10 protein-coding genes and 1 pseudogene are annotated in these 13,719 nt (G+C 53.6%); 8 read left to right on the plus strand and 3 right to left on the minus strand.

Annotation, left to right across the window (positions count from 1 at the left end):
• Positions 1–312 precede the first annotated feature (312 nt).
• Both secA and rsmG read left to right on the plus strand, forming a co-directional pair.
• Positions 313–3,795, plus strand: a complete 3,483-nt coding sequence (gene secA, locus ACQ9LF_RS03800; protein ID WP_462488041.1) for a preprotein translocase subunit SecA — start codon at positions 313–315, stop codon at positions 3,793–3,795.
• 9 nt (positions 3,796–3,804) lie between these two features.
• Entirely contained in the window at positions 3,805–4,527 is a 723-nt protein-coding gene (gene rsmG, locus ACQ9LF_RS03805) for a 16S rRNA (guanine(527)-N(7))-methyltransferase RsmG (protein ID WP_462488042.1), read from the plus strand.
• Between the two features lie 20 nt (positions 4,528–4,547).
• On the opposite strand, the gene ACQ9LF_RS03810 is transcribed toward rsmG, so the two are convergent.
• Both ACQ9LF_RS03810 and ACQ9LF_RS03815 read right to left on the minus strand, forming a co-directional pair.
• Positions 4,548–6,452, minus strand: coding sequence for a hypothetical protein (locus ACQ9LF_RS03810; protein ID WP_462488043.1), 1,905 nt, complete (start codon positions 6,450–6,452; stop codon positions 4,548–4,550).
• Between the two features lie 126 nt (positions 6,453–6,578).
• A complete protein-coding gene (locus ACQ9LF_RS03815) occupies positions 6,579–7,391 on the minus strand; it encodes a PA14 domain-containing protein (RefSeq protein ID WP_462488044.1) in 813 nt (270 codons plus the stop codon).
• Positions 7,392–7,779: 388 nt separating this feature from the next.
• Between ACQ9LF_RS03815 and ACQ9LF_RS03820 the strand changes: the two genes are divergently transcribed.
• The 4 genes from ACQ9LF_RS03820 to ACQ9LF_RS03835 are packed head-to-tail and all read left to right on the plus strand — an operon-like array spanning position 7,780 to position 11,081.
• Complete coding sequence (locus ACQ9LF_RS03820) at positions 7,780–8,421, plus strand: riboflavin synthase (protein ID WP_462488045.1); 642 nt, start codon at positions 7,780–7,782, stop codon at positions 8,419–8,421.
• 12 nt (positions 8,422–8,433) lie between these two features.
• Positions 8,434–9,480, plus strand: a complete 1,047-nt coding sequence (gene pdxA, locus ACQ9LF_RS03825; protein WP_462488046.1) for a 4-hydroxythreonine-4-phosphate dehydrogenase PdxA — start codon at positions 8,434–8,436, stop codon at positions 9,478–9,480.
• Positions 9,470–10,357, plus strand: coding sequence for a 16S rRNA (adenine(1518)-N(6)/adenine(1519)-N(6))-dimethyltransferase RsmA (rsmA, locus tag ACQ9LF_RS03830; protein ID WP_462488047.1), 888 nt, complete (start codon positions 9,470–9,472; stop codon positions 10,355–10,357). The genes pdxA and rsmA overlap by 11 nt, the downstream gene beginning before the upstream one ends.
• Positions 10,358–10,364: 7 nt before the next feature.
• Entirely contained in the window at positions 10,365–11,081 is a 717-nt protein-coding gene (locus ACQ9LF_RS03835; protein WP_462488048.1) for an RluA family pseudouridine synthase, read from the plus strand.
• A 32-nt stretch (positions 11,082–11,113) separates the two neighbouring features.
• Here ACQ9LF_RS03835 and ACQ9LF_RS03840 read toward each other — a convergent pair.
• Positions 11,114–11,431, minus strand: a pseudogene (locus tag ACQ9LF_RS03840) (lamin tail domain-containing protein); the annotation flags it as partial.
• A gap of 300 nt (positions 11,432–11,731) precedes the next feature.
• Here ACQ9LF_RS03840 and ilvC point away from each other — a divergent pair.
• Together ilvC and ACQ9LF_RS03850 are read left to right on the plus strand one after the other, a co-directional pair.
• Positions 11,732–12,733, plus strand: coding sequence for a ketol-acid reductoisomerase (gene ilvC, locus ACQ9LF_RS03845; protein WP_462488049.1), 1,002 nt, complete (start codon positions 11,732–11,734; stop codon positions 12,731–12,733).
• Between the two features lie 193 nt (positions 12,734–12,926).
• Entirely contained in the window at positions 12,927–13,649 is a 723-nt protein-coding gene (locus ACQ9LF_RS03850; RefSeq protein WP_462488050.1) for a hypothetical protein, read from the plus strand.
• The last annotated feature ends 70 nt before the right edge of the window (positions 13,650–13,719 follow it).

Consider the following 13,719-nt stretch of genomic DNA (forward strand, 5'->3'; position numbering starts at 1 on the left):
TCTATCCGATTCAATAGAGCATCACACAATACTCGACTGTGCCTGAAATTTCAAAGACTTATTTGGTGATTATACCGGCATAGTCAAGATGGGCTTCCTGTTGTCGTCGACGATTTACTGCTATGTTGAGTTGCTATGATTCTAAAGAACTCCAAAAAGCGAGATAGCCTTGATGCTTTTGCGGCTGTGACTGGTTTTTAACAATTTCAGGGTATGATTTTGCAGAAAAACGGGGTAGAATGTTGTGTCTATAATAGGGATAATGTCGATATATATACGAAATAATAATTTAAGTAATATAAGGATAGACAGATGGCATTTTCGTTAAGTCGGTTTTTGGTCAAGATTTTCGGGTCGCGGAACGAGCGGCTGGTCAAAGGATATATGCGGGATGCACTGGCGGCGGGGGCCTTTGAGGAGCAGGTCAAGGCGCTGGATGATGAAGCCCTCAAGGCCAAGACCGCCGAATTTAAACAGCGTCTGGCCTCCGGGCAGCAGCCCAGTCAGATTCTGCCCGAAGCTTTTGCCGTAGTCCGTGAAGCCGCCCGTCGGAACAATAACATGCGGCATTTTGATGTGCAGCTTATCGGCGGCAACGTGCTGTTCGACGGCAAGATTGCTGAAATGGCGACCGGTGAGGGCAAGACTCTGGTTGCGACACTGGCGGCCTATCTGGTCCACCTGACCGGCAAGCATGTCCACGTCATTACTGTTAACGACTACCTCGCCAAACGCGATGCGGAGTGGATGGGGCCGGTGTATCGGGCGCTGGGGCTGACGGTGGGGGCGATTCAGTCGGATATGGATACCATCGGCGAAGAACGCCGTGCTCAATATGAATGCGACATTACCTACGGGACCAACAACGAATTCGGTTTCGATTATCTGCGCGACAATATGAAATCGTCACTGGCCCAGATGGTGCAGGGGCCGCTGGAATATGCTATTATTGATGAAGTGGATTCGATTCTGATTGACGAAGCCCGTACGCCGCTGATTATTTCAGGTCCGGCGCAGGATGATGTGACCCGCTACAAAAAAGCTGACGCAGTTGCCCGCCAGATTATCAGTCTGCAAAGCTCTTATGACCGTCTCAAAAAGACCATTGACGAAGCGGAAAAAGCGGTTGCCAATGCGCGGGGAGAACTGGCCGAGGCCAAACAGGCCAAAGACAGCGAGCGGATGGAGAAGGCCCAACGGTTTATCGACCAGACCCTCAAGCAAATTGAGCAGGACAAAGCACGCCTCGAAACGATGACTCAATATTATGAAGTGGAATACGATCGCAAGGCCGCTCATCTGACTCATGAAGGCATTGGCAAGGCTCAGGAAATTGCCGGTGTCGGGTCGTTTTTTACCGGATCGAATATGGACTGGCCGCATTTGCTGGAGCAGGCTCTGCGGGCGCATGTGGTTTATGAAAGAGAAAAAGAATACGTTGTCATGGATGGCAAGGTAATTATTGTTGATGAATTCACGGGCCGTCTCATGCATGGCCGGCAATGGTCCGATGGTCTGCATCAGGCCGTTGAAGCCAAGGAAGGTGTTCCCATCAAGGAAGAAACCCAGACGCTGGCGACGATTACCCTGCAGAATTTCTTCAAGCTCTATGAACGCATCGCCGGAATGACGGGTACCGCTTCGACCGAAGCCGAAGAATTTATGAATATCTACAAGCTCGATGTGGTGACGATTCCCACCAATCGCCCGTGTATCCGCGAAGACCGGGACGACATGATTTTCAAGACTGTTCGTGAGAAGTTTAATGCGCTGGTCGAAGAAATCCATGCGACCAGCGTATCCGGCCGTCCCGTGCTGGTGGGAACGACCAGTGTCGAAAAAAGTGAAGCTCTTTCACAGGCGCTGAGCCGGCGGTATGGGCTGGAGCATGAAGTGCTCAACGCCAAGCAGCATGCCCGTGAAGCCCTTATCGTTGAAAAAGCCGGCCATCAGCACACCGCCCGCGACGGATCCATGCGGGGCAATGTGACCATTGCAACCAACATGGCAGGTCGCGGTACCGATATCAAGCTCGGTCCCGGTGTCAGGGAACTGGGCGGCCTGCACGTCGTCGGCACCGAACGTCACGAAGCCCGCCGCATCGATAATCAGCTTCGCGGTCGTACGGGTCGTCAGGGCGATCCGGGCAGCAGCGTCTTCTTTCTGTCATTCGACGATGATCTGATGAGCATCTTCGCCCCGGAATGGACGGTCAAGGCCCTGTCGATGATTGGCTGGCAGGAAGGCGAGCCGATTTATCATCCCAGTATCAGCCGCGGAATTGCCAAGGCCCAGAAAAAAGTCGAACAGCGCAACTTCGAAATCCGCAAGAGCCTGCTCGAATATGATGAGGTGATGGATTATCAGCGCAAGATTTTCTATACCCGTCGCCGCAACATCCTGGCGGGCAAGGACCTTCGCGGAGTGATCGAAGAAATGCTTCGCCAGGTTTCTGAGCAGGCCTGCAAGACCGTTCTGAGTCCTGAGTATCCGTACCAGTGCATCATCGAATGGGCCAAAATTGAATTCGGGGTGGATCTGGAGATGCGTCGCATCCGCGGGCAGGACGCCGACTATATTGAAGAGCTGTTGCGCGACGAAGCGAAAAAAAGCATTGAAAACACCATCTCGGTTTCGCTTGGAGAATATCTGGAAGATTACGAAGATCCCAGCACGTGGAATATCAGCGAACTGACCCGCTGGGCAATGAGCGCCTTCCAGGTCAGTGTTTCGGCCTCCAAACTCAAGCAAATGAAAGCCGACGAGATTGAGCATCTGCTCATTGATGCGGCCTGCGGGCTGGTCGATAAAAAAGACCTGTCGCGGCTGAAGGATTTTCTCTCGGAAGATTTTGCGGTGCGGACGTTTGCTCAGTGGGCCGGGGCCAAATTTGCCATCCAGATGGATCCTGCCGAACTGAAGGATAAACCCATTCCAGCGGTCCATCAGAAGCTGCTGGCTGCGATTGAAGACAAATACAGGCAGCGGGAAATCGAATACCCGGTAGAATTTGCGATGAGTATGGTCTTCGGGCAGCAGGGGCCTAATGCGTATGCCTTCCAGTCGCTGGCCGACTGGGCCAATCAGAAATATCAGACCCGTCTGACTGCCGAACAGCTGACCGAAATGAAGCCGGAGGCGATCTATCATCTTCTGCTGGAAGAAAGCCGAAGCTGGCATGAAAGCCGGCTGGCCGCACAGGTTGAGCAATACGCCAAAGAAACGCCTGACCGAAAGGCCCAGTTTGCCAAAGAACGGTTCGGTGTGGACATTCCGCTGGCCGAGCTGGCCGATGCGGCCAAAGCCCAGGAAAAACTGCTGGCCGTCGGACGCGAATTTATGCGCAGCGAGCTGAGCAACCTCGAACGCTATGTGCTTATCCAGATTTTCGATGTCGCCTGGAAGGACCATCTTTATGCGATGGACCATCTCAAGGAAAGCATCATGCTGCGGGCCTATGCCGAAAAAGACCCGAAGATTGAATACAAGCATGAAGGCTACAAGATGTTCACTCAGATGCTCAACGGCATCGCCGAGCGCGTAACGGACATCATCTTCAAGGTCCGTCTGCAGGCCGGCGAACGGGCCCGAAGCGTCTATCAGGTCAGCCGTACCCACCACGACCAGACCGGCCAGTTCGAGGCCGCCCAGCGCCAGCGCGCCGCGGCGATGGCCCCGCAGGGTGAACAAACCGTCAAAACGATTCGCCACGACAAGCCGCAGGTTGGCCGCAACGATCCCTGTCCGTGCGGCAGCGGCAAGAAATACAAAAAATGCTGCGGGCAGAATACCTGATCTGTCTTTATGATGAACGTGTCCTCGCTGGATATGAATACAGCCGGCACTCTGCTGGCAGGGCATCAGCAGGCATTTGATACCCTGGCTAAGCTGCTGGCGGAAGAAAATAAGCATACCAACCTGACGCGGATTACCGACCCGCAGCAGGTGCGCATCCGGCATTTTCTGGACTCATTGGCAGTGCTGCCGATTCTGGATGCGATGGCTGCCGGCCGCGAGCGTTTTTCGGTGGTTGATGTCGGTTCCGGGGCCGGGTTTCCCTCGCTGCCCTTAGCAATCGTCCGCCCGGAATGGCACTTTGTCTCCATCGAAGCCACCGGCAAGAAGGTGCATTTCCAGCAAAAAGTCGCCGCCCAACTGGGCCTCAAGACATTGACAGTCCTGCATGGCCGTGCCGAAGATGTCGCTCACGATCCCCGCTATCGTCAGCAATTTGATGCGGCATTAGCTCGTGCCGTCGCCGACCTGCGCGTGCTGGCTGAAATCTCGCTGGGACTGGTCAAGGTCGGCGGGGCGATGCTGGCCTTTAAAGGCCCGGATAGCGACTCTGAATGCGCTGCGGCGGAACAATCCATTACAACTCTTGGCGGCAAGCTTTCCCATACCTATCAATACACCCTGCCCGGCATCGCTGATGCTTTTCGCCTTATCGACATTCGCAAAATCAGCCCCACCCCCGCAGAGTACCCTCGCAGCTATTCGCTCATCACCCGCAAACCGCTGGCTTAGACCTCTTCAATCACCAATCTTTAGGGTTCAATTTGCTGGGGACCGACGATATAAACCGGTCGCTCCGTAACGGTTAATTGAATCACACCGTCGGTCGGTTGAATCGACAATGTGTTGCCGAAGACATCAAACGCCTCTGCAATTTCACCTTGTACCTTCAGCGCCATTTCTCTGGCCGGCCCGACATTCCAGACCGCCCAGGCCATTCGCCCATCCGGCCGCTTCCAGCCGGGTATGAATATCGTTTCAATCTGTCGCATATCTCCAACCACCATCGAGCCGGCAGGCCTCGCCCGGTTCAATGCCAGCATCGCCCGATACGCCGGCTTGGCCGACAAGTCCCGATGTACTATCCCGAAATGGTCCTCGTTATAGAATGGATTATTCTCGAACGCCCGGAAATTGTACCAGAACATCCGCTCGACACCGCTGTGCAGTGCAATCAAATATGTCCGGGCCAGCATCAGGGCCTGCTGGTCTTCCAGCACGCCGCGATACTCCGCCTGCAGGGACGACACAATCACCGCCCCCTTCATGTCGCTGTTCAAATCAAACAACGCCGCAGTCGTCCCGACATAATCGCCTTCGACCGCCTGCAGCAGCGGAATAAACCGATCTGCGGGCTTTAACTTTGCATCGGTTAAAAATCGTGTGGCCGCCGGAGCATCTTTGGTGATTTGAATCTGTCCGGCCAATTCGTCCGGCACTTTTAACGTTGCAATCGTCCTGGGTACACCCTGTCGCGTCCACCACGCCTCCCAGCCGATATGCAGCCGCTGGCGGTACGATTCCCCCGCGTCGCCCTGAACCCAGCGTCCATCCTCGCCACGCTTGATGGTATAATACAGCGGTACGCCCTGACCTGATATCAAGACCCCGCCGTCGCGAACGTACAGTTCCATCGCATCAAACCAGTCGGCGGGAAACGTCTCCTCCAGCGGCAGCAAGAGGGCATCGTATTTTGCCGGACTCAGTTGTTCCATCTCCGCCATCTTCAGTCGAATGACCCTGCCCCCGTCCGGCAGCATGTTCTGCAACGCTTCGTCTGTCAGCGGCACCTGAATCACATACCCCGGATCGTCAAACACCGCCAGTGTCCAGTTGGTTTTCCGGGCATTTACAGCCTTTAATCCCGCCCGCACAATATCGCCCAGCAGTTGGGAATTGTTTCGATGTGTCGGCCAGCCAATCTCGGTAATCCAAATCCGCTTGCTGCCATCGCCGTATTGAGCCATCAATTGCCGCAGCTTGGCCAGGTCGTCTTGGAATGATGCTCCCTCCGGCGTCTTCGGATAGCGATACGGGTGCACGTTCATGATATCGAAATACGCCTTGCCGCCGGCTTTGTAAATCCCCTCGATAAATTCAAAGGGTATCCCCGACAGCCCGCCCAGCAGCACCTTTGCGTCGGGGTTTGCTGCCTTGATTTCCTCATACGCCGCCATCAGCAGCGTGGTATAGTTAGCGGGATCAGGTTTTTCTTTCCAGAATTGCTCCAAATCCGGCTCGTTCCACACTTCCCAATATGTCAGGCGTCCCTTGTACCGACTCACCATATTCCGCACGTACTCCCGCCACAAGTCCAGATGCCGGTAGGCCGGACGCGCCCACGCCACATCATACCCCAGAATCGGCAGAATCGTAATCCCTGCCGCCTCCGCTTTCCGCAGGGTTTCGTCAAACATCGTATAATCCCACGGCCCGCCCTGGTGCTGCTGGACCGTTGTCCAGTCAAAGTCCGTTCTGGCCCACCGAATTCCTGCGGCCCGCATCAGTGGAAATTCCTGTTCAGCCAGCGTGTGGTCGCTGGACCGCGATACATGGGCACATACCCCGTACGGAGTCCGTTCCGCTTCCTGTCCCGCCAGACCTGTCGAGATCAAAACCAGCCATAATCCTGCCACGATTCGAACCGTTGTGTTCATTGCCGATACTCCATAAATGCGATGCCATTGCCCCGTGTGTGCGCAAAAACATGCCTGCCCCGGCTATGTTATTCTGTCGCACAAAAAAACACAGCCGTATATGGGTATAGACGTTACATCACCGAATCAAGATACAAGACAAGGCTCAAGCCAGAAGATGACAAACTGTGCCAGGTCTTCCATATCGACCGTACTATCGCCGGTCAAGTCCCCATAGACTGGCGTCAGCGTCTGCCATTCCGCCGCCAGAATTGCAAAATCAAGCAGATTAATCACGCCGTCTGAGTATAAATCCGCTGCACAGGTCAGCCCATTATATTCCTCCGGCGTTACCAGTACCGAGGCGGGCACAATTGCCCAGTTGGTATTGGGATTATAGGTCGGCGGGGTGCCATGAAAGGTTGTGCCGTAATAGGGGATATCGGATGGGCCTGTGCCTGGCTGCAACCACCATAGCTCAATGCCGTCATAAGTAGGTCCTTCGTAAAATCGCACCATAATGGCATGGTAGCCAACATTCAGATACACCGGCTGATTGGGCTCGCCCGGCTCATTTTGGCCCATGTTATCTTCCCAGTCGTACCATTGTCCTTCGCCGTTATCGACAATCATCTGCCCATCGATCCAGATTTGCGAACCGTCATCTGAAATCGTGCCAAAACCATACTCACCCGGTACGTCAATTCTGATATACCCTGTCCATTCGACCGTATAGTTATCCGGCTGCCCGGAAATCGGCTGCCATCGATAATACCGACTGCCGTCCCAGAAATCGATATTGGCATCCACTCGCCGAAATCGTTCGGTCAATCCCTGCGTCTGAAGAACGCCGTTGACATCGATATTAACCCCCGCATAATATTTGCCCAGCAGATTTCCATACGCCATTGTGCCCAGCAGTGCAACCCCCATCATCCCAGCCAACCTTATTGTTCTCATGGTTGTTCTCCTCTCCCATCTCTACGCTTTTCCCCACCCAGCGACTGGGGTATATTGTAGCAAAACCGGGCTGGTGAGTCAAAAAAAAGGGAATTATTTGGCGACATCATGGTGTGTGAATCCAAATGGCGGTTGGCGGCATCGCAGCATAAACAACCTCTGTAAGCCATCCCTGGCCGTTTTCGTATCGGCTTGCTGTCGGGTTTTTCCTTGATGCGCTGCGAGAATGGCGGTGCAATGGGATCATCGTATGATTCATTCTTATATGTCCTGTCTTTTTTTATGTGATTGTCCTGGTGGAAGATACCACGTCGGATTTAAAAGATGTTTGACAATCCCGACGGGCAATCTTACTATGCCAGATGCACTATATATATAGGAAAAGAAGATGTTTACAGGAATCATTGAAAGTATAGGTACGGTTTTGTCGGTTGTTCCGCGGGCAGGTGGGATGGTGCTGACGGTCCGTCTTGGTGCGGTGGCGGAGGGGACGAAACTGGGCGACAGTATCGCGGTTAACGGGGTTTGTCTGACCGTGACGAGTCTTCATGGGGATACGGCCGGATTTGACGTTAGCGGTGAGTCGCTGAGTCGGAGCACTCTTAAACATATTCGGACAGGGCAGGTCGTAAACCTGGAGCGGGCGATGCAGGCAGGGGGGCGATTTGGTGGACATATTGTGCAGGGGCATGTCGATGGGGTTGGGAAGATTGCATCGATTGAAAAAAAGGGGGATTTTGCCGTGTTTACGATTGAGCCTCCGGCCGAGCTGATGCCCGAGATTGTGGTCAAGGGGTCTGTGGCGCTGGATGGCATCAGCCTGACGGCGGCATCGGTGACAGAAAAGGCACTGACGGTGGCCCTGATTCCGGAAACGCTTGCCCGCACGACGTGGGGGCGGTCCCGGGCAGGCGATGCGGTCAACATTGAGACGGATATTCTGGTCAAAGCGATACGCAAGCAGCTCGAACGGATCGTGCCGGCCCGGGAGGGTTTGACTGAATCCAAATTACGGGAACTGGGTTTTTAGAGAACAACATCAATGACGGATGGATCCACGACATTTGAGCCGGTGGTCGGCATTACGATGGGGGACCCGGGCGGGATAGGGCCGGAGATTGTGGTCAAGGCTCTGGCCGATCCGCTGCTGCGCCGTCAGGCAAAATATATAATCTTCGGGCTGGATGAACAGCTTGAGTATGTGGCGGACCAGCTGGAAATCGAACCGTACTGGCTCCGCTTGCCGCATGAAAAAATCAGCCGGGATTTGCCGCGGCAGGTGGTGGTTGCTGATTATGATGAATACTCGGTTCCCTCGTGGCTGCATTTACCGTCTTTGGTCAGCGGTCAGGCATCGCTGCAGTTCTGTATCGATGCGATTGATGCGGCCCGGGCGGGGATTCTGGATGCGGTGGTGACAGCACCGATCAGCAAGGAAAGCTGGCACATGGCCGATGCCCGCTGGCCGGGACATACGGAATTGTTTGCCCAGCGCTGCTACAGTCAGCGCAAGGCGATGATGTTTGTGGCAGGCCCGCTCAAACTGGCACTGGCGACGATTCATGAAGCATTGTTTGAGATTCGCAACAAGTTTACCATCGGCTGCGTATTCGAGCCGATTGATTTGCTCAATGAAGCGCTCAAGGAATTTTTCGGGATTGGCCGGCCGCGGATTGCCGTATGCGGATTGAACCCGCATGCCGGCGAGAACGGGCAGTTCGGCGATGAGGAGCAGCGAATTATCAGCCCCGCGATACTGCTGGCACAAGAGGCAGGGATAGAGTGTTTCGGGCCATTTCCGGCTGATACGCTGTTTTTGAAAGCGGCACGCGGTGCGTATGACGGCGTCGTGGCGATGTATCATGACCAGGGATTGATTCCGGTCAAGCTGCTGGCATTTGACAAGGCTGTGAATGTGACGATTGGGATCCCGATGATTCGCACGTCGCCGGCGCATGGGACGGCATTTGATATTGCCGGACGCGGCGTGGCCAACGAAAGCAGCATGAAAGAGGCAATCCGTGTTGCCATCGAAATGGCCCATACGCGTAAGTGCGGCAAAGGGAAAGGGCAAAGCCATGCAGACTAAACAGGATATTGAGCGGCTTCTGGCGGGGGCGGGGACAACGCCCAAGCACCGTCTGGGTCAGAATTTTCTGATTGACCTGAACCTGATGCGGCTGCTGGTGGACGAGGCACATATTCATCCGCAGGATGTGGTGCTGGAAGTCGGCCCGGGGACCGGCTCGATGACCGAGGCGCTGGCCGAGCGTGCCGGCAGAGTGATTGCAGTGGAGTATGACCCGCCGCTGGCCCGGATTGTCTCGGCACAGTTGAAGTCGTTCGCCAATGTAATTCTGTTCAATCGCGATGTGCTGGAAAACAAAAATACGATTCATGGTGAGATTCTGGATGCCGTGCAGAAGGCCCGGGCGGAACTGGGCGGGCGATTGCTGCTGGTGTCCAATCTGCCCTATGGGGCGGGTTCGGCAGTGATGGCCAATTTGATTACCGGGCCGGTGGTGGCGGATGCGATGGTGGTGACCGTGCAGAAAGAAGTGGCCGAGCGGATGGCGGCACTGCCCGACCATGATGCCTATGGGACGCTGAGCATTCTGATGTCAGCGACCGGCAGCGTGCATATTTTCCGCAAGCTGCCGCCGTCGGTGTTCTGGCCGCGTCCGCAGGTGGACTCGGCGATGGTGAGTTTTATCCGCGATCCGCAAAAAGCTGCACAGATTCATGATATGGATACGTTCCGCGACATTATCACCTTGTTTATGGGCCATCGCCGCAAGATGCTCAAGGCCTGTGTGAAATTTGCCGCCGGCGGGCTGGCTAAAGTGCACGGCTGGAATGAACTGTTTGCCGAGGCGTTTGTGGATCCGCACCACCGTCCCGAGCAGCTTTCGGCCAGCGATTATATCAACATTGCCAATCTGTGCTGGGAACAAATACGGAAATAGATCGGTCATGCCATCCAACAAAAAACCCTGTCGAAAACATTTGCCGCGCGGGCTGGATATTCTCTATGAAGACGATGTGATCCTGGTGGTGCGAAAGCCTGCGGGCCTGTTGACGATGGCAGCCCAGGGCAGCCGGAACAAGACCCTGTATACTGTGCTGACCGATTATGTTCGCAAGGGCAATCCCAAGTCGCCACGGCGGGTGTATATCGTGCATCGGCTTGACCAGTGGACCTCGGGGGTGCTGATTTTTGCCAAAACGGAAGAGGCCAAGCTGACCCTGCAGGGCAACTGGGAGCAGACGGAAAAAAAGTATATGGCGGTGGTCTGGGGGCGACCGACGCCGGATGAAGGGACAATCAGTTCGTATCTGGCTGAGAACAAGGCGTTTAAGGTGTATTCGACCAATGATCCGTCCAAAGGCAAGCTGTCGCATACGGCGTATCGCGTGGTCAAAGATAACGGGCGGTTCAGCCTGGTGGAAATTACGCTGCTGACCGGGCGGAAGAATCAGATTCGCGTGCATCTGGCCGACAAGGGCTGCCCGATCGTCGGGGATCGCAAATACGGGATGCCCAGGGATACCCATCGGCGGCTGGCCCTTCATGCCAGGTCGATTTCGTTTAAGCATCCCGTTGACGGCCGGCAAATGTGCTTTGAGGCCCCAATGCCCGATGAGCTGCAGCGACTGATGAAAAAGCCCCGGGAGACGGAGCAGGAGTAATTCGATGGGCTGTTTTTTCTACTGGCCCAGGCGGCAGCAAAGCTTTCCGCAGAAGCTTCGGTTAGAATGACGGAGTTGCCTGGTTCAACAATCCCAAAATCACTCAAATCCACGGCTGGTCCCGTGCTGTTGTCGCAGAAGTTCCAGCCGGACAAATCAACGGCCTCTGAGCCAATGTTTGTAAACTCGATAAATCCACCATCGGTTCCACTGTACATCCATTCTGTAATGACCATTTGGCCTAATGTCAGTGGGCTAACCGAGATGAGTACCGCCAGAATATACAACATAGACTGCATACCCATTCGCGTTGACAAAATCAATACTGGGGCAATACTAGGTCGGTGCATTTAAACGTTATGAATCATAGCAGTTGTGTCCTTAATATATCGATTTTTTGTTCTTTGGTAGCGTCTGTTCGCATAAGCCTTGCAGGGACAATTCCCCTCAATAGAAGTGGCTGCCTGCCTTATTAATGGTATCAGGTCGGTTTGTCTTATTTCTATTCTTTTCAATAAAAAGGCTTACATAGAATTCTTCCGGTTTATGTCCGGAAAATTGGGTTGAAAAAAGAGGGCTTTGGGCGTATGATTGCCAGACTAAAGATTAGATTATGGTTGAAATTTGGATTTGAATAGGAGAATACGTCCATGGCTAAAATGTATTATGAAAATGACGCCCCTATCACGGCCCTTCAGGGCAAGACCGTTGCCATCGTCGGTTACGGCAGTCAGGGGCATGCCCACGCACAAAACCTGCGGGACAGCGGTATTCAAGTCAAGATTGCCGAATTGCCCAACACCGCCAATTATAAGCTGGCTATCGAACATGGCTTTAAGCCGACCACGATTGCTGAGGCTGTTAAAGGCGCCGCACTGATTATCATTACCCTGCCCGATGAAATCCAGAGCAAGGTCTATGAAGCGGAAATCAAACCCAATCTGACGGCTGGTCAGACCCTCGGGTTCTGCCATGGATTTAACATTCATTTTGGGTATATTAAGCCCGCAAACGATATCAATGTCGTAATGATTGCCCCCAAAGGCCCCGGCCATCTGGTCCGCAGCGAATACGAAAAGGGCGGCGGCGTTCCCTGTCTGATTGCGGTGTATCAGGATGCGGATAAGAATGCAAAGAATGTGGCGTTGGCCTGGGCCAATGGTATCGGTGGCGCCCGTGCGGGTATCATTGAAACGACCTTCAAGGAAGAGACCGAAACCGACTTGTTCGGCGAGCAGGTGGTCCTGTGCGGCGGCCTGACAGCCCTGATCAAGGCCGGGTTCGAGACCCTCGTCGAGGCCGGTTATCAGCCCGAAATTGCCTATTTTGAATGTATGCACGAAGTCAAGCTCATCGTGGACCTGATGTATCAGGGCGGTATGAGCTATATGCGGTACAGTATCTCCAATACCGCTGAATATGGCGATCTGACCCGCGGGCCGCGCATTATCACCGAACAGACCAAGGCTGAGATGAAGAAAATCCTTGGTGAAATTACCAGTGGTGCGTTTGCCAAGGAATGGGTCGATGAATATAAAAGCGGCATGAAGAACTTCAATGCCCTGTACCAGAAAGATTATAACAGCAAGCTGGAAACCGTCGGTCGAACCCTTCGCAAGATGATGAAGTGGATTCATGCCAAAGAAGTCTAAGTCATACAATGATGGATAGGCAGCCAATGCGGCTGTCTATCCATTTTTTTGTCTATTCCTGCATCAGGCGAAAAAATTGCGTAAAAATAATCAAAAATGCATATTAAAACTCAAAAATGGTGTATAATACCACCTGTTTTGGCAATGATTTCGAGTTTTGATGTCGTCAATATCCTGCTTTAGGAGCCAGACTATGAAGGGAATTTGGGTTGTTTCGATCGTGGTATCGCTGGGGGTGCTGTCCGGGTGCAAAACGATAGACCGGAACGATATTTATGGACGCTATTACTCCACTACACTCAAGCAAAGTACCTCCGCCGATGTGCTTGGCTTTATCCAGAATCCCAAGACCGAGCATCTGAGCCAGTCCGAAAGTGTCGTTGCCTCCTGGGGTGATGATTATGAAACTCGGACGCACTGGTTTAATATGGTTGCTTTTGATGAGGAGCTTCAGACTGCGGCCCGGAAATATGTCCTAACGATGGAAGATTACCGTGTTGCGAATTCTACCCCCCGGCCTCAGTTACGGCTGGATGCTGAGGTGGTGATGGATGCCCAGACCCTGAATGCGGCCTATCCGAATACCAACGCAATGCGGATAGAGATGGTCAAGAAAATCAAGGCCATGCTGTCTGAGGATTCTCAAGCCCTGACTCATGACAGCGGGAGGCTGCAAAGCTCGGCCTTGCTGGCGAATCAGACACTCAATAATCTAATCAATGCCCTCAATAAGTCTCCGGGTCTGGCAGCGGACCTTGTCAAACTGGAGGGGATGATGTTTGATCAGATGACGATGGGAGAGAGCCGTGCTCGCCTTTTAATCGAAAATGATGTGGTCAAGCTGAAAATCAAGTCTGGTCCCGGCTGGTTCAAGTTTAAGCCCTTTGAAAAACATCAGGATGTTATTGATATGTAGAAGTCTCTTGTTGGCAAGACGTTACAATCGTTTTAGAAGCTTAAAGCCGGACTTTGTGCCGGCTTTTTTT

The organism is Anaeroglomus insulsum (assembly GCF_050689095.1).
Classification (GTDB): domain Bacteria; phylum Planctomycetota; class Phycisphaerae; order Sedimentisphaerales; family Anaerohalosphaeraceae; genus Anaeroglomus; species Anaeroglomus insulsum.